The sequence below is a fragment of the Solimonas variicoloris DSM 15731 genome (assembly GCF_000382285.1).
GTDB classification, from domain to species: Bacteria; Pseudomonadota; Gammaproteobacteria; order Nevskiales; family Nevskiaceae; genus Solimonas; species Solimonas variicoloris.
On record NZ_KB907925.1, the window covers coordinates 202238 to 220671 of the forward strand.

The 18434-nt window shown below is 69.5% G+C and carries 18 protein-coding genes; 10 read left to right on the forward strand and 8 right to left on the reverse strand.

Annotated elements, in window-relative coordinates; genetic code table 11:
• Nucleotides 1-64 precede the first annotated feature (64 nt).
• From aceE to H149_RS0101040, 5 genes are all read left to right on the forward strand, one after another.
• On the forward strand, nucleotides 65-2734 hold the full coding sequence (gene aceE, locus H149_RS0101020) for a pyruvate dehydrogenase (acetyl-transferring), homodimeric type (protein WP_020647860.1): 2670 nt from the start codon (nucleotides 65-67) through the stop codon (nucleotides 2732-2734).
• Between the two features lie 13 nt (nucleotides 2735-2747).
• Nucleotides 2748-4421 carry a dihydrolipoyllysine-residue acetyltransferase gene (aceF, locus tag H149_RS0101025; RefSeq protein ID WP_020647861.1) on the forward strand — a complete coding sequence of 558 codons (1674 nt, stop codon included), beginning with the start codon at nucleotides 2748-2750 and terminating at the stop codon, nucleotides 4419-4421.
• Between the two features lie 131 nt (nucleotides 4422-4552).
• Nucleotides 4553-4996, forward strand: a complete 444-nt coding sequence (locus tag H149_RS19250) for an acyl-CoA thioesterase (protein WP_020647862.1) — start codon at nucleotides 4553-4555, stop codon at nucleotides 4994-4996.
• Between the two features lie 95 nt (nucleotides 4997-5091).
• On the forward strand, nucleotides 5092-5688 hold the full coding sequence (locus tag H149_RS0101035; protein WP_020647863.1) for a TIGR04211 family SH3 domain-containing protein: 597 nt from the start codon (nucleotides 5092-5094) through the stop codon (nucleotides 5686-5688).
• 186 nt (nucleotides 5689-5874) lie between these two features.
• Nucleotides 5875-6759 (forward strand): DMT family transporter, encoded by an 885-nt coding sequence (locus tag H149_RS0101040; protein WP_020647864.1) that lies wholly within the window; start codon nucleotides 5875-5877, stop codon nucleotides 6757-6759.
• A 171-nt stretch (nucleotides 6760-6930) separates the two neighbouring features.
• On the opposite strand, the gene H149_RS0101045 is transcribed toward H149_RS0101040, so the two are convergent.
• Nucleotides 6931-8805, reverse strand: a complete 1875-nt coding sequence (locus H149_RS0101045) for a M1 family metallopeptidase (protein WP_020647865.1) — start codon at nucleotides 8803-8805, stop codon at nucleotides 6931-6933.
• Nucleotides 8806-8929: 124 nt separating this feature from the next.
• On the opposite strand from H149_RS0101045, the gene H149_RS0101050 reads away from it, so the two are divergent.
• On the forward strand, nucleotides 8930-9220 hold the full coding sequence (locus H149_RS0101050; protein ID WP_020647866.1) for a hypothetical protein: 291 nt from the start codon (nucleotides 8930-8932) through the stop codon (nucleotides 9218-9220).
• Between the two features lie 65 nt (nucleotides 9221-9285).
• Here H149_RS0101050 and H149_RS0101055 read toward each other — a convergent pair whose 3' ends face one another.
• The 3 genes from H149_RS0101055 to H149_RS0101065 are packed head-to-tail and all read right to left on the reverse strand — an operon-like array spanning nucleotide 9286 to nucleotide 11034.
• A complete protein-coding gene (locus H149_RS0101055; protein ID WP_020647867.1) occupies nucleotides 9286-9849 on the reverse strand; it encodes a YceI family protein in 564 nt (187 codons plus the stop codon).
• A 41-nt stretch (nucleotides 9850-9890) separates the two neighbouring features.
• Nucleotides 9891-10460, reverse strand: coding sequence for a YceI family protein (locus H149_RS19255; protein ID WP_020647868.1), 570 nt, complete (start codon nucleotides 10458-10460; stop codon nucleotides 9891-9893).
• Between the two features lie 19 nt (nucleotides 10461-10479).
• Nucleotides 10480-11034, reverse strand: coding sequence for a cytochrome b (locus H149_RS0101065; RefSeq protein ID WP_020647869.1), 555 nt, complete (start codon nucleotides 11032-11034; stop codon nucleotides 10480-10482).
• A 137-nt stretch (nucleotides 11035-11171) separates the two neighbouring features.
• Between H149_RS0101065 and H149_RS0101070 the strand changes: the two genes are divergently transcribed.
• The 4 genes from H149_RS0101070 to H149_RS22505 all read left to right on the forward strand — a co-directional run bounded on the left by H149_RS0101070 (nucleotide 11172) and on the right by H149_RS22505 (nucleotide 13653).
• Entirely contained in the window at nucleotides 11172-11699 is a 528-nt protein-coding gene (locus tag H149_RS0101070; protein WP_020647870.1) for a DNA-deoxyinosine glycosylase, read from the forward strand.
• Nucleotides 11700-11739: 40 nt separating this feature from the next.
• A complete protein-coding gene (locus H149_RS0101075; protein WP_020647871.1) occupies nucleotides 11740-12633 on the forward strand; it encodes a PhzF family phenazine biosynthesis protein in 894 nt (297 codons plus the stop codon).
• A 113-nt stretch (nucleotides 12634-12746) separates the two neighbouring features.
• A complete protein-coding gene (locus H149_RS19260) occupies nucleotides 12747-13109 on the forward strand; it encodes a hypothetical protein (RefSeq protein ID WP_020647872.1) in 363 nt (120 codons plus the stop codon).
• Nucleotides 13110-13221: 112 nt separating this feature from the next.
• Nucleotides 13222-13653: an MGMT family protein gene (locus H149_RS22505; RefSeq protein WP_020647873.1), complete on the forward strand. Its 432-nt coding sequence runs from the start codon at nucleotides 13222-13224 to the stop codon at nucleotides 13651-13653.
• 94 nt (nucleotides 13654-13747) lie between these two features.
• On the opposite strand, the gene H149_RS19265 is transcribed toward H149_RS22505, so the two are convergent.
• From H149_RS19265 to H149_RS19270, 4 genes are all read right to left on the reverse strand, one after another.
• The gene (locus H149_RS19265; RefSeq protein WP_020647874.1) at nucleotides 13748-14017 is read right to left on the reverse strand and encodes a hypothetical protein; all 270 of its coding nucleotides are present in this window, start codon (nucleotides 14015-14017) and stop codon (nucleotides 13748-13750) included.
• A gap of 113 nt (nucleotides 14018-14130) precedes the next feature.
• The gene (locus tag H149_RS0101095) at nucleotides 14131-15456 is read right to left on the reverse strand and encodes a hemolysin family protein (protein ID WP_020647875.1); all 1326 of its coding nucleotides are present in this window, start codon (nucleotides 15454-15456) and stop codon (nucleotides 14131-14133) included.
• A gap of 152 nt (nucleotides 15457-15608) precedes the next feature.
• Entirely contained in the window at nucleotides 15609-17675 is a 2067-nt protein-coding gene (locus H149_RS0101100) for a M13 family metallopeptidase (protein ID WP_020647876.1), read from the reverse strand.
• Between the two features lie 115 nt (nucleotides 17676-17790).
• Nucleotides 17791-18432: a lysoplasmalogenase gene (locus H149_RS19270; protein WP_020647877.1), complete on the reverse strand. Its 642-nt coding sequence runs from the start codon at nucleotides 18430-18432 to the stop codon at nucleotides 17791-17793.
• Between the last annotated feature and the right edge of the window lie 2 nt (nucleotides 18433-18434).

The window sequence follows — 18434 nt, forward strand, 5'->3', positions numbered from 1 at the left end:
CGTATCGCCGTGCAGCGGTCTAGAGTCGACCGGCATTGCCTGATCGAGACGGTGGAGGAAGCAGATGCAGACCGACAACAACAAGTCCGTGGACATCGATCCGCAGGAAAGCCGTGAATGGCTCGAAGCGCTCGACGCGGTGCTCGACCGCGAAGGTCCGGAGCGCGCCCACTTCCTGCTCGAGCGGTTAATCGAGCGCGCCCGCCGCAACGGCGCGCTCATTCCGTTCTCGGCCAACACCGCTTACCTCAACACGATCCCGCCGCATCTGGAAGAGCGTTCGCCGGGCGATCACGAGATCGAATGGCGCATCCGCTCGATCGTGCGCTGGAACGCGATGGCGATGGTCGTCAACGCCAACCGCGAGCACTCGGGCATCGGTGGCCACATCGCCAGCTTCGCGTCGAGCGCGACGCTCTACGACGTCGGCTTCAACCATTTCTGGAAGGGGCCGGATCATCCGGACGGCGCCGATCTCGTCTATATCCAGGGCCACGTCACGCCGGGCATCTACGCGCGCGCCTTCCTCGAAGGCCGCCTCAGCGAGGCGCAGCTCAAGCGCTTCCGCATGGAGGCGCTGCAGCCGGGCCTGCCGAGCTATCCGCATCCGTGGCTGATGCCGGACTTCTGGCAGTTCCCGACGGTGAGCATGGGCCTCGGCCCGATCACCGCGATCTATCAGGCGCGGCTGATGAAGTATCTGGAGAACCGCGGCCTGGCCAGGGCCGCCGGGCGCAAGGTCTGGTGCTTCTGCGGCGACGGCGAGATGGACGAGCCGGAATCGCTGGGCGCGATCGACATCGCCGCGCGCGAGAAGCTCGACAACCTGATCTTCGTCGTCAACTGCAATCTGCAGCGCCTCGACGGTCCGGTGCGCGGCAACGGCAAGATCGTGCAGGAGCTGGAAGGCACATTCCGCGGCGCCGGCTGGAACGTCATCAAGCTGCTGTGGGGCTCGCTGTGGGACCCGCTGATCGCGCAGGATCGTTCCGGCAAGCTTCTCGAGGCCTTCAACGAGACGGTCGACGGCGAGTACCAGAGCTACAAGGCCAAGGGCGGCAAGTACACGCGCGAGAACTTCTTCGGCAAGTATCCGGAGCTGCGCAAGCTGGTCGAGACCATGTCCGATGAGGACATCGCGCGGCTCAACCGCGGCGGCCACGATCCGCACAAGATCTACGCCGCCTACGCGGCGGCCAGCCGCCACGAAGGGTCGCCGACGGTGATCCTCGCGCATACCGTCAAGGGTTACGGCATGGGCGAGGCCGGCGAAGGCCAGAACATCACGCACCAGCAGAAGAAGATGGGCGAGGACGCGCTGCGCGCGTTCCGCGACCGCTTCCGCATTCCGATCTCCGACGAGAAGATCGCCGAGACGCCGTTCTACCGGCCGGCCGACGATTCGCCGGAGATCCAGTACCTGAAGCAGCGCCGTGCCGCGCTCGGCGGCTCGCTGCCGGCACGCCGGCCGACGCAGGTGCGGCTCGAGATTCCGCCGCTCGCGGCTTTCGACAAGATCACTGCCGGCACCGGCGAGCGCGAGATCAGCACGACGATGGCCTTCGTGCAGATGCTGCAGACGCTGTGCCGCGACAAGAACATCGGCAAGCTGGTCGTGCCGATCGTACCGGACGAGGCGCGCACCTTCGGCATGGAGGCGATGTTCCGTTCGCTCGGCATCTATTCGATCGTCGGCCAGAAGTACAAGCCGGAAGACGCCGACCAGCTCGCGTTCTACAAGGAAGACATCAAGGGCCAGATCCTCGAAGAAGGCATCACCGAGGCCGGCTCGATGTCGTCGTGGATCGCCGCGGCGACGAGCTACGCCAATCACGGCACGCCGCTGCTGCCGTTCTACATCTTCTATTCGATGTTCGGCTTCCAGCGCATCGGCGACCTCGCCTGGGCGGCCGGCGACGCGCGTGCGCGCGGCTTCCTGCTCGGTGCGACCGCCGGCCGCACGACGCTCAACGGCGAAGGCCTGCAGCACGAGGACGGCCACTCGCACGTCTACAGCGCGACGGTGCCGAACTGCCGCTCCTACGATCCGGCTTTCGCCTACGAACTGGCCGTCATCATCCAGCACGGCATGCAGGAGATGTACGTCGACAACCACGACGTCTACTACTACCTGTCGGTCTACAACGAGAACTACGCGCATCCGGCGCTGCCGGCCGGCGCCGAGGCCGGCATCATCAAGGGCATGTACCGCCTGCGCGCCGACGCAGCGCCGGGCGAGGCGCACGTGCAGCTGCTCGGCTCGGGCTGCATCCTGCGCGAGGTGATCGCCGCCGCCGACCTGCTGAAGGAAGAATGGGGCGTCAGCAGCGACATCTGGAGCGTGCCGAGCTTCACCGAGCTGGCGCGCGAGGGCCGCGAGGCCGAGCGCTGGAACCTGCTGCATCCGACGCAGCCGCCGCGCAAGAGCTACGTGCAGGAATGCCTCGAAGGCACGACCGGTCCGGTGATCGCGTCGAGCGACTGGGTGCGCGCCTACGCCGAGCAGATCCGTCCGTACGTGCCCGGCCGCTACCATGTGCTCGGCACCGACGGCTTCGGTCGTTCCGACAACCGTCCGGCGCTGCGCGACTTCTTCGAGATCGATCGCCGCTGGATCGTGGTCCGCAGCCTGATGGCGCTCGCCGAACAGAAGCGTTTGCCGCCGGAACGCGTCGAGCAGGCGATCAAGATCTACGGCATCAAGCCGGATCGCCGCGCGCCCTGGCTGAGCTGAGGAGAACCCGACGATGGCGAATCAGAAAGTCACGGTCCCCGACATCGGCAACTATCACGACGTGCCGGTGATCGAGCTGCTGGTCAAGGACGGCGACACGATCGAGAAGGACGCGCCGCTGCTGGTACTGGAATCGGACAAGGCGACGCTGGAAGTGCCGGCGCCGGCGTCCGGTACGGTGCGCGCGCTCAAGCTCAAGGTCGGCGACAAGGTTTCGCAGGGCGCCGAGATTTGCGAGCTCGAAATCGCCGAAGCGGCGGTGTCCGCGCCGGCTCCGGCTCCGGCCGCCGCTACGGTGGCACCGGTCGCAGCGCCGCCAGCCAGCGCCTCGGTCGCGCCCGCGCCGCCGCCGCCCGTTGCCGCCGCGCCGGCCGCGGCCAGCGCCGAGATCGACGTGCGCATTCCCGACATCGGCAACTATCACGACGTGCCGGTGATCGAGCTGCTGGTCAAGGACGGCGATGCGATCGAGAAGGACGCGCCGCTGTTGGTGCTGGAATCGGACAAGGCGACGCTGGAAGTGCCGGCGCCGGCGTCCGGCACGGTGCGCGCGCTCAAGCTCAAGGTCGGCGACAAGGTTTCGCAGGGTGCCGCCGTCTGCACGCTGCTGACTGCGGCCGGCGCCGCAGCCGCGCCGCCGTCGCCGCCCGCCGCCGCGCCGGAAGCGGCGGCGACGCCGCGCGATCCGGCGACGCCGACTGAGCCGCTGCCGAAGAATCCGCTAGCGATCATCGCCGACACCGCGCCGATCCCGCCGCCGCCGGCCGCCGCGCGCCGCGACGGCGAGGTGCCGTATGCCGGTCCGGCGACGCGCAAGTTCGCGCGCGAACTCGGCGTTGATCTGTTCCAGGTGCACGGCAGCGGCGCCCGCGGCCGCATCCTGATCGAGGACGTGCAAGGCTTCGTCAAGCAGCGCCTCACGCAGCCGCCGGCCGCGGCGCCGGCCGCCGTCGCCGGTGCCGGCATTCCGCCGATCCCGGCCGTCGACTTCGCGCAGTTCGGCGCGATCGAGACGCGGCCGCTGGCGCGCATCCGCAAGCTCTCGGCCGCGCACCTGCATCGCGCCTGGCTCAACATCCCGCACGTCACGCAGACCGACGAGGCCGACATCACCGAGCTGGAAGCCTTCCGCAAGGCGCAGAGCGAGGAAGGCGGCGTCAAGCTGACGCTGCTGCCGTTCATCATCAAGGCGGTGACGGCGGCGCTGAAGCAGTATCCGGAGTTCAACGCCTCGCTGTCGCCGGACGGCGAGAGCCTGATTCTCAAGAAGTACATGCACATCGGCTTCGCCGCCGATACGCCGAACGGTCTGGTCGTGCCGGTGGTGCGCGACGCCGACCAGAAGGGCATCGTCCAGCTCGCGCAGGAGACCGCCGAGCTCGCCAAGAAGGCGCGCGACGGCAAGCTCAAGCCCGACGAGATGAAAGGCGGCTGCTTCTCGATCTCCTCGCTCGGCGGCATCGGCGGCAGCTTCTTCACGCCGATCGTCAACGCGCCGGAGGTCGGCATCCTCGGCGTGTCGAAGAGCCAGATCAAGCCGGTCTGGGACGGCAAGGTCTTCCAGCCGCGTCTGCTGTGCCCGCTGGCGCTGTCGTACGATCACCGCGTCATCGACGGCGCCTACGCGGCGCGCTTCATCGTGCTGCTGACCAAGCTGCTGTCCGACCTGCGGCGTCTGGCGCTGTAGCCGGCGCCGCGGGAAGCACGGATTGATGGACGCCCGACCGCAGCGCGCGCCTTGCGCTGCGGCCGGCAGGCATCCGTGGTTCGCTTCTTGCACTCCGATCGGCCCACAGCAGACAGCGAAGAAGGCGCGCCATGGACTTGCCCAAGCATCAACTGACGATGACCGTGCTGATGACGCCGGACATGGTGAATTTCTCCGGCAACGTGCACGGCGGCCACATCCTCAAGCTGCTCGATCAGGTCGCCTACGCCTGCGCCAGCCGCTACGCCGGCAGCTACGTCGTCACCCTGTCCGTCGACCGCGTCATGTTCCGCCAGCCGATCCACGTCGGCGAGCTCGTCACCTTTCTGGCCTCGGTGAACTACACCGGCCGCACCTCGATGGAGGTCGGCATCAAGGTCATCACCGAGAACATCCGCAAGGATGTGGTGCGCCACGCCAACAGCTGCTTCTTCACGATGGTCGCAGTCAACGAGCAGGGCGAGCCGCAAGCGGTGCCGGCGCTCGTGCCGCAGACGCCCGAAGAACAGCGTCGCTTCGCAGCGGGGCGGCAGCGGCGCGCGCAGCGCCACTGAACGCGCGGGCGCGCCGCCAAGCTGAATCGCGGCTGAAGCGGCGCGTGCGCGTGCGGGTGTTCACTGCGGGATCGCGTTGCTAGACTCGATCCGCCATGAATCGCTCGCTTCTCTCTCTGGCGCTGCTGATCGCGGCGCCGCTCGTGCATGCCCAGTCCGGCACCACGCAATTCGTCTCCGATGACATCGCCGTGGTGCTGCGCGAAGCGCCGCGCAACGACGCCGGTTCGCTCGGCAACCTGCGCAGCGGGCAGAAGGTCACGGTGCTCGAGTCGCTCGGCCCCGACAGCTTCGCGCGCGTGCGCACCGCCGACGGCCGCGAAGGCTGGATGACGGCGCGTTACCTGTCGGCGCAGCCGGCCGCCAAGGATCGCGTCACGCAGATGAAGGCCGATCTCGACGCCGCGCAGAGCCAGATCAAGTCGCTGCAGGATCAGCTGAAGGCCGCGCAGGTGCAGCTCGACCAGGCGCGTCCGGCCTTCGAACTGGCGCAGGACAACACGCGCCTGAAAGCCGAACTCGCCGCCCGGGAACAAGCCGGCGCCGCGCTGCAGCAGCAGTTCGACCAGGAGCGCGCGCGCCGCGCCACCATGCTGACCGGTGCCGGCCTGCTCAGCGGCGGTGTCGTGCTCGGCCTGCTGCTGCCGTGGCTGCTGCGCAGCCGGCGGCGGCGTCGCTACGGCGACTTCTGAGTTCGCGCCGGCGGCGCTCGCCGTCCTGAGTTCCTCGCCTCGCGGCGCCGCCGGCACCGGCGCGCATGAGCGCAGCGCCGCTCGCGCCGGCCGGTTGCGCCCGCCGCGGTACGCGCTGTCGCGACGCCGGCCTTTTCAAGCGCCGGCCGACGCGGCAAGCTGCGCGCCCTGTCCGCGGGCTCCGCCATGTCGCCCTCCCTCAAAGCCCAGCTGCAAATCCACTTCTGCGTCCTGCTCTGGGGCTTCACGCCGATCCTCGGCAAGGCGATCTCGATGCCGGCGCTGGCGCTGGTGTGGTGGCGCATGCTGATGGTCGCGGCGATCCTGCTGCTGGTGCCGCGCGTCTGGCGCGGCCTGCTGGCGTTGCCGCGGCGCCTGCTCGCCACCTACGCCGGCATCGGCGTGATCGTCGCGCTGCACTGGTTCACGTTCTACGCCGCGATCAAGCTCGCCAACGCCTCGGTGGCGGCGACCTGCCTGGCGCTGGCGCCGGTGTTCCTCGCGCTGATCGAGCCGGTGGTCGCGCAGCGGCGGCCGGACCTGCGCGAGCTGGTCGTCGGTCTCGCCGCGGTGCCGGGTGTCGCGCTGGTCGCCGGCGGCGTGCCGCAGGGCATGCTCGCCGGCTTCGCGGTCGGCGTGCTGTCGGCGCTGCTGGTCGCGGTTTTCGGTTCGTTCAACAAGCGCTACGTCGACCGCGCCGATCCGGTCGTGGTGACGGCGATCGAGCTCGGCGTCGGCGGCGCCTCGCTGACGCTGCTGGCGCCGCTGTTCGGCGGGCTGTCGAGCCTGCTGCACGTGCCGGGTGCGCGCGACGCGCTGCTGCTGGCGATCCTGGTCGTCTGCTGCACGCTGACACCGTTCACGATCTATCTGTTCGCGCTGCGCCGGCTGACGGCGTTCGCGGCCCAGCTCGCCGTCAATCTCGAGCCGCTGTACGCGATCATCCTCGCCGCGCTGCTGTTCGGCGAGCAGCGCGAGCTCGGCGCTTCGTTCTACGCCGGCGCGGCGATCCTGCTTGCCTCGGTGCTCGTGCATCCCTGGCTCGCGCAGCGCGCGCGCCGCCGCGACTGAACGCGTCGCGCCGCCTGCCGGCCGCGGCGATCCAGAGACGTCGCTTGCGTAGGGAGCTGCTGGATTGCTTCGTCGCCGGCGGCTCCTCGCAATGACGGAATAGGGACTCAGACCTTCCCTAGAAAACGACGACGGCGCCCGCAGGCGCCGTCGCGTACATGCGGCTGAGCTTCAGGCGGCCCTGGCGAGCGCCTTCTCGATGGCGTCCTGGGCGATCGGGTGATAGCGGTTCTTCCACTTCGCGTAGACGGTCTTGGCGCGCGCCAGACCGTCCGGCGTTTTCGCCATCTCGCGGTACAGCGGCATGATCAGCAGCATGCGGCCGACCTCGCCGAGGTACTGCTCGACGCCGGCGTCGGCCTTCGCGTAGTGGTTGGCGAGGCACTGCTTCCACCAGTGGCTGGCGATGATCTGATTGCGCGTCTTCGAGAAGCCGAACGCCGCATCGAGTTCGTCGAGCTGCGCCGCCGACAGCGCCGGCAGCGTGTCGATGAAGTACTGCCACTGGTGCGTGGTCCAGCCCTTGGTGTCGAGCGCCGCGGCCGGCGTCTTGCCGGCGAGCCAGGCCTGGCGCTGCACGTCGACCCGGTCGAAGGCGTCCGACTTCGGCCAGACCGTGTCGGCCGGCATCGCGGGCTGGTGCAGCCAGGCGTCGAGCTCGGCTTCGCTGAGCACGCCGGGCTTCTGCGCCATCAGCTGCTCGTGCAGGTAGGCGACGAAGTCGGCGGTGCGCACGCTCTGGAACGCGTGGCTGTTGAACCAGCCGTTGAGGAAGCCGTCGAGCACCGGCCGCGAGAACTGGGCCTCCAGATAGTCGAGGAACAGGCTGCCGCGCGCGTACGGTACGCCGGACAGGCCGTCATCCGGGTCGCGGCCGACCAGATCCGGCGTCAGCGTCTTGTCGTCGTCGCGCGCGATCTCGGCCAGTTCCGCCTGCAGACGGCGCGCCGACAGCACGCGCTCCTGCTGCGCGGCGTCGCGGCCGTAGACCTCCTCGACGATGCGGAAGGTCGCGTGTTCGGTGAAGCCCTCGTTGAGCCAGATGTCGGCCCAGGTCGCGTTGGTGACGAGGTTGCCGGACCAGGAATGCGCCATTTCGTGCGCGACCAGCGAGACCAGCGACTTGTCGCCGGCGATCACGGTCGGCGAGGCGAAGGTCAGACGCGGGTTCTCCATGCCGCCGTACGGAAAGCTCGGCGGCAGGATCAGCAGGTCGTAGCGGCCCCAGCGGTACGGACCGTACAGCGCCTCGCAGCGCTCCAGCATCTTCTCGGTGTCCTCGAACTCGCGGGCGGCGGCGTCGACCACGCCCGGATCGGCGTAGACACCGGTGCGCGGACCGGTCGCGCGGAACGCCAGATCGCCGACCGCGAGCGCGATCAGGTACGAGGGAATGCGCTGCGGCATCTTGAAGCGATACTCGCCGGACAGCGGCGCCTGCGGATCGTTGTCGGCGCTCATCACCGCGCGCAGGTTCTTCGGCGTCGTGATGTGCGCGCTGTAGGTCTGCCGCACCTGCGGCGTGTCCTGCAGCGGAATCCAGCTGCGCGCGTGGATCGCCTGCGACTGGCTGAACAGCAGCGGATGCTTCTGGCCGGCGGTCTGCGCCGGCGTCAGCCACTGCAGGCCCGACGCCTGCGGCTGCGTCGCGTAGTGCACGCGCACCCGGTCGGCGCCCTTCGGCATGTGGATGACGAGCGCGCTGCCGAGCACCGGATCGCGCGGCGCCAGCTTGAACGTGGTCTTCGCCAGCTTGCCGTCGCGGCCGGCCTCGACGGCGCCGACGTCGAGGTCGCGGGTGTCGAGCACCAGCGTGTCGGCCTTCGGGTTGACGCGCTCGAGGGTCAGCTCGGCGCTGCCGCGCAGCACGCGGCGCTCGAAGTCGACGTCGAGATCGAGCGCCAGGTCGCGGGTGCGGAAATCCTGGGTATTGGCGTACGAGTGCGGGTCGCTGCGCTGCGCAGCGTCGGGCAACGCGATGGTCGACATGGCGGGTCCGGACAGCAAGGCGGCGCTCAGCGCCGCGGGCTTGAGAAAGCGGAACATGGCATCAGGCCTGACGGAGGAAGCGGCCGATCTTAGCGAAGCCGTGCCGCGTCCGCGCCGGGGTTTTCCCGGGCCGCAGGCTGCGCGCATACTCGGTGATCCCGAACGTTCCTGGAGAATCCGCATGCGCCGCCTGCTCTGCGCCGCCTTCATCAGTGTCGCGACGCTGGCCGCCGCCTGCCAGCACGTGACGATGAGCGACCCCAAGCCCGTGCCTGGCCACGTCACCGACCTCGACGCGTTCCACCGCTTCATCGGCACGCATCCGACGCCGGAGCAGTTCCGCAAGGCCTACCCGGACGTCACCCTCGTGCTGCCGGGCCAGATCTCGACCCGCGAGTTCCGCACCAACAACAGCCGCTACTTCGCCGAGCTCGGCGGCGACGGCAAGATCGTCGGCGGCAAGTTCATGTAGGCCGCGCCGCGCAGCAAAAAGGGCGCGTCCTGCGACGCGCCCTTTGCCTGTCGCCGATCGCAGCCTTACTTCTTCACCGCCTCGACCTCGATCGACAGCGTCACCTCGTCGCCGACCGCCGGCACGTAGGTCGTGATGCCCCAGTCGGAGCGCTTGATCTTGGCCTCGAGATCGGCGCCGCAGGCCGGCTTCTTGGTCATCGGATGGTCCTTGCAGACGAAGTTCTCGACGTCCAGCGTCACCGGCTTGGTGACGCCGTGCATGGTCAGCTCGCCGCGGACTTCCTCGAGCTTGTCGCCGTCGAACTTGAACTGGCTCGACTTGAACGTGATCGTCGGGTACTTGGCCGCGTCGAAGAAGTCCGGCGTCTTGAGGTGCTCGTCGAGCTTGGCGACGCCGGTCGAGACCGAGGCGACGTCGATCGTCACGTCGACGCTGCCGGTCTTCTTGGCGAGGTCGATCGTCGCCGTGCCGCTGGTCTTGTCGAACTGACCGTGGAAGGTCGAGAAGCCGAGGTGGTTGATCGCGAAGCGCGGGAACGTGTGGTTCGGCTCCAGATCGTAGGTGTCGGCCGCGGTGGCGACGAACGAGGCGCTGGCGAGCAGCGCGGCGACGAGCATCTTCTTCATGCGAAAACTCCTGGCAAAACGCGTGGGGGATGAATGGCGGGTCAGCGCGCGGCCGGGCCGAGCGTCAGGCTGAAGGTGACCGGGACTTCGTCGGCGACGAGGTCGCCCTCGTTCCATTCGCCGCCGCCGATGCCGAAATCGGAGCGGCGCACCGAGAAGCCGCCGGTGGCGAGCAGGCCGCCGTCGGCCTGCGCCGCGGTGGTCAGCGGCACGACGATCGGGCGCGCCTTGCCGCGAATCGTCAGCACGCCGCTCACTTCGTAGCGGTTCGGCGCCGGGCTTTTCACCGCGGTGCTCTTGAACGTCGCTTTCGGAAAGCCGAGCTTGTCGAGCCAGGGCTTGTCGACGGCGATCGCGTCGGCATCGGCGTCGCCGGTCGTCAGGCTGGCGATGTCGACGACGACCTCGGCCTTCGACGCTTCCGGCCGGGCCGGATCGAGATCGATCGTCGCCTCGAACTTGCGGAACTGCCCGGAGACGGTGACGCCCATTTCCTTGACGCTGAAGTCGATGCGGCTCTTGGCCGCGACCAGCGGCCGCGGCGCGGCCAGGGCGAGACCGCAGACGGCGAGCAGGCCGGCGGCGATGGCGGTACGGACGGGCAGGGACATGCGCGGCTTCTCCTCTGGATCAGGACCGGCGGCGCCACTGCGGCAGCATGCGCCGCAGCACGTCGTCGCGATCGACGAAATGGTGTTTGAGCGCCGCCGCCGCGTGCAGCGCGACCAGCGCCAGCAGCAGCCAGGTCAGCGCCTCGTGCACCTCGGTCAGCGCCTGGCCGAGCGCGGCGTTCTTGCCGAGCGCGTCGGGAATCGGCAGCAGGCCGAGATAGACGGTCTGGAAACCCTTGGCCGAGCTCATCAGCCAGCCGGACAGCGGCACCGCGAACATCAGCAGGTAGAGCAGGCGATGCGCGATCTCCGCGGCCTGCCGCTCCCAAGCCGCCATGCCCGCCGGCAGCGGCGGCGGGCGATGGCCGAGACGCCAAGCCAGGCGCAGCGCGGCGAGCGCGAACACGGTGACGCCGATCCACTTGTGATAGTTGAAGAGCTTGAGCTTGGTCGGCGACAGCTTCAGATCGACCATGGTCCAGGCCACGGCGTAGGCGGCGACGATCAGCAGCACGACCAGCCAGTGGCCGAGCTGGGCCGGTGCCGTGTACTGCGCGCGCGGTGCCGTCGCCATGCCGCCTCCCGATTCGAAGTGCGACGATGCTAGAACTGCCGGCCTCGCGCCGATAGCGAGGATTTTCGGCAGGCTCATTCAAGAACCCTGAACGATAAGCCAGACTCCGCGTCTGCAACTGACAATCCGGTCATCACATGCACTGCGAGAGTTTCCCGCCCGCCGCGCGCGCCGATGCGCGCGTCCTGATCCTCGGCTCGATGCCGGGACAGGCATCGCTGCGCGCGCAGCAGTACTACGCGCATCCGCGCAATCTGTTCTGGCCGTTCATGGGCGAGCTGTTCGGCGCCGGTCCGGCGCTGCCGTACGCCGCGCGCCTGACGCGCCTGCACGACCACGGCGTCGCCGTCTGGGACGTGCTCGCCGCCTGCGTGCGGCCCGGCAGCCTCGACGGCCAGATCGCCCGCGACAGCGAGGTCGGCAACGATTTCGCCGCGTTCCGGCGCCGGCATCGCCGGCTGGAATGCGTCTGCCTGAACGGCGGCAAGGCGGCCGAGGCGTTCGCGCGGCACGTCGTGCGTGCGGCGCCGGCGCTGGTCGCCGACCTGCGCGTGCAGACGCTGCCGTCGACCAGTCCGGCCAATGCCGGCCAGCCGCGTGACGCCAAGCTCAAGGCCTGGCGCGAGGCGCTGGCGCCGTACTCGCGCGGTTCAGCCGCGGCGTAGGACAATAGCCGGCCCGTTTCCCCCGCACTCAGGTGTTGCCATGACGCTGCGCTTCCACACGCTCGACGTTTTCACGACCCAGCCGTTCGGCGGCAATCCGCTCGCCGTGGTGTTCGGCGGCGACACCCTGACGGCCGTGCAGATGCAGCGCATCGCCCGCGAGTTCAATCTTTCCGAAACCGTCTTCGTGCTGGCGCCGACGCTGCCGCAGGCGCTGCACCGCGTGCGCATCTTCACGCCGGGGCGCGAGCTGCCGTTCGCCGGCCACCCGACCGTCGGCGCCGCCTGCCTGCTCGCCGAGCTCGGCCTCGCGCCGAAGGGTGCGGACGTCAGCTTCGTGCTCGAGGAAGGCGTCGGCCCGGTGCCGGTGCGCGTGCGCTGCACGCCCGGCGAGCCGATGTACGCCGAGCTGAGCGTCGCCAAGCTGCCGGAGTACGGGCCGGCGCCGGACGTCGGCGCGGTCGCGGCCGTGCTCGGCCTCGAGCCGGGCGAGCTCGGCAGCGGCGCCGAGGCGCCGCGCGCCGTGTCCTGCGGCGTGCCGTTCGTGCTGGTGCCGCTGCGCGCGCCGGAACTGCTCGCCGCCGTCGACTTCGACGCGGCCGGCGCCCGCCAGCGCTTCGCCGGCGCCTGGGCCTCGTCGTTCTACGTCTATGCGCGTGGCTACGAGGGCGAGCTGCGCGCGCGCATGTTCGCGACCGACATGGGCATCGCCGAGGATCCGGCCACCGGTTCGGCGGCGGCGGCGCTGGCCGGCGCGCTCGCCAGCGAGGCCGACCGCGACGGCACGCATGCCTGGACCCTGCACCAGGGCGTCGAGATGGGCCGGCCGAGCGTGCTGCACATCGCCGCCGACCGCGTCGGCGGCCAGGTCAGCGCGGTGCGCGTCGGCGGCCACAGCGTGCTGATCGCCGACGGCACATTCGGCGCCGCCTGACGCCGGGCTCAAGTCGGCCGCCAACCGGCCGACAACCCGACTAGACTTTTTCCTACAGGGGCTGCCGACAACGGCGGTCTCAAAGCCCACGTGCGCCGGCCGCAAACCTCATCATGGAGACGACCCCGCACATCCTGCCGGCCTACGGTTCGCACGACGAGTTCAGCGCCCAGATCGAGCGCGTCGAGACGCTCGTGTTCAACGCCCTGCTGATGCCGCGCGACGGCGCCGCACCGTACGGTGCGCGCGCCGTGATCGTGTCGCGCACCGCCGCCGGCCAGCACTGGCTGCGCGTCTGCGAGGGCGCCGACGAGCGCTGGATGCGCTGGACCGAGCAGCGCCGCCTGCGCATGCAGTTCGGCGAGACCTATGCGGAGGCGCTGGCGCAGGCCTGGATCGCGCGCTGGGAGCGCGAGGGCTGGCAGGTCGAATGGAGCCAGCGCCGCGATGCGCTGCCGGCGGAAGCGGCGGCCTGAGCGAAGGCCGCTCGGCATTGCGGTTGGGGAAGCGTGGGGGAAACAGAGCGGCGCCGGGCGCAGGCCCGGCCGCGGCCTTTTCGCCCGCCGGGCGCTGCGGCAAGCTGCGCGCATGTCGAAAACCGTCCCTCGTAAAGCTGGCCCGCGCGCGGCCGGTCCGCTGCGGCCCGCGACAGCGCCGGCGTCGCGCGCCGCACTTGCGCCGCCGCCGACGCTCGCCGCACGCCACGCCGCGATCTGGGCGACGATCCGCCGCATCCCGCGCGGCAAGGTCGCGACCTACGGGCAGGTCGCCGATCTCGCCGGCTTCGCGCGGCAGCCGCGCCTCACCGCGCAGGCGCTGCGCCACGTGCCGGACGGCATGGACCTGCCGTGGTACCGCGTCATCAGCGCGTCCGGACGTTCGTCACTGCCCGGCGAGGCCGGCCAGCGCGAGCAGCGCCGCCGCCTCGAAGCCGAGGGCGTGATCTTCGACGCGCGCGGCCGCGTCGATTTCGAGCGCTGCCGCTGGCGTCCGCGCGGCGACGCGCCGGTGCTCGACTAGGGAAGCTCCGAGAATTCGTACACGACCCGCCGGCAGCTGGCCGCCGGTGGCTGGGCACTGACGCCGTGGCCGCGTGCGGCGCGCGGCTGAGCGCTCAGCGCAGCGGCGCGTCGTGACCCGGCAGCGCCGGCCGGCCGTCCGGCGGCGGCGCCGACGGCCGCAGCGCCAGGCGCCCGCCGTGCTGCTCGCAGACGCCTTCGAGGGTGTGTTCCTTGGTCGTGAAGCTGACCAGGTCGCCGGCGTTGCGGCCGGCGCAGGCGGCGTAGGCTTCGGCCGTCGGCTCCGGGGCCTTCTTGCCCTCGGGTCCGGCGTGGACGGTCGCGCTCAGCAGCAGCAGGGCGGTGGCGCAGTATCGGGCGTTCATGCGGTTCTCGGGATGCGGGGCGGCTCGGGGACCACGGATACCTCGCACGTCTCCGCGGGCCGGTGCAAGCCGCCGTTGCAAAGGGTTACAGAGTGTCTTCGGCCGTGCGGTGCTCAGCCTTCGTGTTCGAGAGCGTCGCCGCGCGGCGGCGCGCTGACGCGCAGGCGCTCGATGCGCGGTCCGGCGACTTCGAGCACTTCGATCTGCAGGCCGGCGGCCTCGACCGCGTCGCCGCGCTGCGGCAGGCGGTCGAGCGTCTGCATGACCAGACCGCCGATGGTGTCGGCGTGGCCGGATTCGATGTCGCGGCCGATCATGCGTTCCAGCGTGTAGATCGGCAGCCAGCCCGGCCCCTCGTAGGTATGCGGACCGGTCTCGACCCAGTCCTCCTTGCGGCGGTGGAACTCGTCCTGGATGCTGCCGAAGATCGCTTCGAGGATGTGCTCGAGCGTGATGAAGCCGATCACCGTGCCGAGCTCGTCGGTGACCAGCGCCAGATGCGGCAGGCCGCGGCGGAAGCGGCGGAACAGTTTCTGCGCCGGCTCGTCGCGGGTCACCATCGGCACTTCGCGCAGCAGCGGCTGCAGATCGCCGAGGTTCGGGTTGTCGAACAGCGCCGGCACCAGATCGCGCACGTGCAGCAGGCCGAGATAGCGGTCGTCCTGCTCGCTGTCCCTGACCGGATAGCGCGAGTAGCGGTGCTGGGCGATCAGCGCGAGATTGGCGCGGATGCCGTCGCGGATGTCGAGCGCGACGAGGTCGAAGACCGGCCGCATGAGGTCGCCCGCAGTCAGCTCGGGCAGGTCCAGCGTGTGCGACAGCGCCTGCGCCTGCGCGCTTTCCAGCTCGCCGTGGCGGTGGCTGGCGAGCAGCAGCTTGCGGATCTCGTCGGCCGAATGCGGCTCCTCGCCCTCCTCGGTCAGCTGCATGCGCATCGTGCGCAGCACGAGGTTGGCGCTGCCGTTGAGGACGGCGATGAACGGGTACATCAGCCAGTAGAACAGGAACAGCGGCAGCGCCGTCCACAGCGACACCATCTCGGCGCGGCGGATCGCGATCGACTTCGGCGCCAGCTCGCCGAGCACGATGTGCAGGAACGAGATCACGCCGAACGCGATCGCGAACGACACGCTGTGCAGCACCTGCTCGGATTCGACGCCGAGCGCGCTCAGCAGCGGCTCGACGAGGCGCGAGAAGGCCGGCTCGCCGAGCCAGCCGAGGCCGAGCGAGGCGAGCGTGATGCCGAGCTGGCAGGCCGACAGATAGGCGTCGAGCCGGTGGCGGACCTTGTACAGGGTCCGGCCGAGGAAACCGCGTTCCTCGAACAGTTCCTCGGCACGCGTCAGGCGCAGCTTGACGATGGCGAATTCGGCGGCGACGAAAAAACCGTTGATGAAGACCAGCAGGACCGCGAGCAGCGTCAGCGTGAAATCGTTCATTCAGGGGCGGCCGGCCGCATGCACGGCAGGCCGCGAGGCAATGGAGACGCCCGGATTATCCGGAGCGGGCCGGCCCGAGCGCAAATGACGGCCATGAAAAAGCCCGCGCGGCCGGGCGGCGGCGCGGGCTGCGGACGACGTTTTGCGCGCCGTTACCAGATTTTCACGCGCTTTTCCGGGTCCAGATACATCTTGTCGCCGGCTTTGACGTCAAAGGCCGGATAGAACGCCGGGACGTTGACGACCACGCCGTTGCAGCGGAACTCCGACGGCGAGTGCGGATCGGTCTTGAGACGGTTCAGCAGGTTCTGGTCGGTGTACTTGCGGCGCCAGACCTGGGCCCAGCCGATGAAAAAGCGCTGGTCGCCGGTGAAGCCGTCGAGCACGCGCGCCGGCCGGCCGTCCAGCGACAGCTGGTAGGCCTGATAGGCGATCGACAGGCCGCCGAGGTCGCCGATGTTCTCGCCGATCGTGAACGCGCCCTGCAGGTGCTGGCCGGGCAGCGGCTCGTAGGCGTCGTACTGGGCGATCAGCGCCTTCGTGCGCGCCTCGAAGTTCTTGCGGTCCTCGTCGGTCCACCAGCTCTTGAGGTTGCCGTCGCCGTCGAACTTGCTGCCCTGGTCGTCGAAGCCGTGACCGATCTCGTGGCCGATCACCGCGCCGATGCCGCCGTAGTTCACCGCGTCGTCGGCGTTCATGTCGAAGAACGGCGGCTGCAGGATCGCCGCCGGGAACACGATCTCGTTCTTCAGCGGGTTGTAATAGGCGTTGACCGTCTGCGGCGTCATGCCCCACTCGTCGCGGTCGATCGGGCCGCCGAGCTTGGCCGTTTCACGATGGTGCTCGACGACTTTCGAGCGCATGACGTTGCCGACCAGATCATCGGCTTTCACGTCGAGCGCCGAGTAGTCCTTCCACTTCTTCGGATAGCCGATCTTCGGGTCGAAGGTCGCGAGCTTGGCGAGCGCCTTCTGCTTGGTCGCCTCGGTCATCCAGTCCAGCGACTGGATGCTCTGCTGGTACGCCTTCAGCAGGTTCTGCACCAGCGTTTCCATGCGCGCCTTGGCCTCGGGCGGGAAGTACTTGGCGACGTAGAGGCGGCCGAGCACCTCGCCGAGCGCGCCTTCGGTCGCCTCGACGCCGCGCTTCCAGCGCGGCTGGTTTTCCTTGACGCCGTTGAGCGTGCCGGCGAAGAACGCGAAGTTCTCGTCGACGAAGGGCTGCGACAGGTACGGCGCGTAATTCGTCAGCAGCTGCCACTGCATGTAGACCTTCAGCGTCGGCAGCGGGGTGGCGCCGATGATCTTGTCCCAGGCGCTGAAGAAGCTCGGCTGGCTGATGATCAGGCCCGGCGACTTGCCGATGCCGGTGCCGTCGATGAAGGCGGTCCAGTCGAAGCCCGGCGTCAGCTTGGCGAGATCGGCGAAGGCGACCTTGTTGTAGGTGTTCTCGGCGTCGCGCGAGGCGACCTGCGTCCACTGCGCCTCGGCGAGCCGGGTCTCCAGCGCCATGATCGCCTTGGCGCTCTTCGCCGCGTCGGGCAGCTTGGCGAGCGTCAGCATCTTCTCGATGTGCGCCACGTAAGCCTTGCGGATCGCCTCGAACTTGTCGCCTTTCTCGAGGTAGTAGTCGCGATCCGGCAGCTGCGTGCCGCCCTGGCTCAGGTAGACGATGTACTGCTTGGAGTCCTTCGCGTCCGGCTCGATGTAGCCAGGGAAGGTCGGCACGCCGATCGTCTCCAGGTGCGCGAGCAGCGCCGGCAGCTCCTTCCGGTCCTTGAGGGCGGCGATGGTCGCCAGTTCGCCTTCGAGCGGCTGCAGGCCCAGCGCGTCGGCGCGGGCTTCGTCCATGAACGCGGCGTAGAAGTCGCCGGTCTTCTGCTCGTCCGAACCGGCCTTCTTGTCCGGATTGGCGGCGGCGGCCTCGATGATCTCGCGCAGGTGCAGCTGGGCGTCGTCGGCGAGCTTGGTGAAGGCGCCGTAGTTCGACTTGTCGGCCGGGATCTCGGTCTTCTTCAGCCAGGTGCCGTTGATGTGGCGGTAGAAGTCGTCCTGGGCGCGCACCTGCGAATCGAAGTTGGCGGTCTCGATGCCGGAACCCAGGGCCTTCTGGTCGACGCTGGCCGGCGGCGTCGCCGGCGCCTGCGAAGACTTGCCGCAGGCACTGAGCAGGCTGGCGCCGAGAACGGCACTCACGGCGCCGAGCACGAATACACGCATCGCAGACACTCCATCATCGGGAAAGTGGGGACTGTAACGATCCCTTGACCGCAACCGCAGCCGGAAATTCCCCCAGTGACGCCCGACGGATGCGGCAGCGCCGCCGCGTTCGCCTTCAGCCGACGCCCTGCGCCGACCAGGCGATGCAGGCGATGCCGCCCCAGTAGGTGCTGAGGATCACGCCCTGCGCGCCGCGGTAGCGGCCGACGAAACGGCGGATGCCGAGCGCCGAATCGGACAGCACGAACAGCGCCGCACCGGCCAGCGCGTAGCCGCCGGTGACGCCGCCGAGCGCCTGCCAGCGCAGCAGCGCGGTGATCGCCATGCCGGTCAGCACCAGCGCGTAGATCACCACCGGCACGCGCAGCGGCGCGTCGGCGCGGCGCACCAGCACGGCACCGAGCGCGACGCCGTACAGCACGAAGGCGGCCGCCCACAGCGGCGGCGTGTAGTGCCCGACGCCGTGCAGGAACGCCAGCATGAAGACCAGATGCGCGAGCAGGAAGCTGCCGAGGCCGGCCAGGAAGGCGCCGTTCGATTCGTACATCAGCGCGATATCGCCGAGCAGCGACAGGCCCAGCGCCAGCAGCAGGCCGTCGCGGTAGCCGCTCTCCGGCGCGCTCCAGGCCAGCGCCGCGATCAGGATCGTGGTCAGCGGCTTGAGCACCTTGAACAGCGGCGTGCGGGCCTCATTCCAGTCGGAGACGATGGCGGCGACGGCGCACAGCGCGATGGCGGCGAGCAGGACAGGCAGCACGG

Excerpts from the sequence above, each read along its gene's own strand:
- aceE (WP_020647860.1), top strand. The coding sequence starts at position 65 with ATGCAGACCGACAACAACAAGTCCGTGGACATCGATCCGCAGGAAAGC.
- aceF (WP_020647861.1), top strand. The coding sequence starts at position 2,748 with ATGGCGAATCAGAAAGTCACGGTCCCCGACATCGGCAACTATCACGAC.
- H149_RS19250 (WP_020647862.1), top strand. The coding sequence starts at position 4,553 with ATGGACTTGCCCAAGCATCAACTGACGATGACCGTGCTGATGACGCCG.
- H149_RS0101035 (WP_020647863.1), top strand. The coding sequence starts at position 5,092 with ATGAATCGCTCGCTTCTCTCTCTGGCGCTGCTGATCGCGGCGCCGCTC.
- H149_RS0101040 (WP_020647864.1), top strand. The coding sequence starts at position 5,875 with ATGTCGCCCTCCCTCAAAGCCCAGCTGCAAATCCACTTCTGCGTCCTG.
- H149_RS0101045 (WP_020647865.1), bottom strand. The coding sequence starts at position 8,805 with ATGTTCCGCTTTCTCAAGCCCGCGGCGCTGAGCGCCGCCTTGCTGTCC.
- H149_RS0101050 (WP_020647866.1), top strand. The coding sequence starts at position 8,930 with ATGCGCCGCCTGCTCTGCGCCGCCTTCATCAGTGTCGCGACGCTGGCC.
- H149_RS0101055 (WP_020647867.1), bottom strand. The coding sequence starts at position 9,849 with ATGAAGAAGATGCTCGTCGCCGCGCTGCTCGCCAGCGCCTCGTTCGTC.
- H149_RS19255 (WP_020647868.1), bottom strand. The coding sequence starts at position 10,460 with ATGTCCCTGCCCGTCCGTACCGCCATCGCCGCCGGCCTGCTCGCCGTC.
- H149_RS0101065 (WP_020647869.1), bottom strand. The coding sequence starts at position 11,034 with ATGGCGACGGCACCGCGCGCGCAGTACACGGCACCGGCCCAGCTCGGC.
- H149_RS0101070 (WP_020647870.1), top strand. The coding sequence starts at position 11,172 with ATGCACTGCGAGAGTTTCCCGCCCGCCGCGCGCGCCGATGCGCGCGTC.
- H149_RS0101075 (WP_020647871.1), top strand. The coding sequence starts at position 11,740 with ATGACGCTGCGCTTCCACACGCTCGACGTTTTCACGACCCAGCCGTTC.
- H149_RS19260 (WP_020647872.1), top strand. The coding sequence starts at position 12,747 with ATGGAGACGACCCCGCACATCCTGCCGGCCTACGGTTCGCACGACGAG.
- H149_RS22505 (WP_020647873.1), top strand. The coding sequence starts at position 13,222 with ATGTCGAAAACCGTCCCTCGTAAAGCTGGCCCGCGCGCGGCCGGTCCG.
- H149_RS19265 (WP_020647874.1), bottom strand. The coding sequence starts at position 14,017 with ATGAACGCCCGATACTGCGCCACCGCCCTGCTGCTGCTGAGCGCGACC.
- H149_RS0101095 (WP_020647875.1), bottom strand. The coding sequence starts at position 15,456 with ATGAACGATTTCACGCTGACGCTGCTCGCGGTCCTGCTGGTCTTCATC.
- H149_RS0101100 (WP_020647876.1), bottom strand. The coding sequence starts at position 17,675 with ATGCGTGTATTCGTGCTCGGCGCCGTGAGTGCCGTTCTCGGCGCCAGC.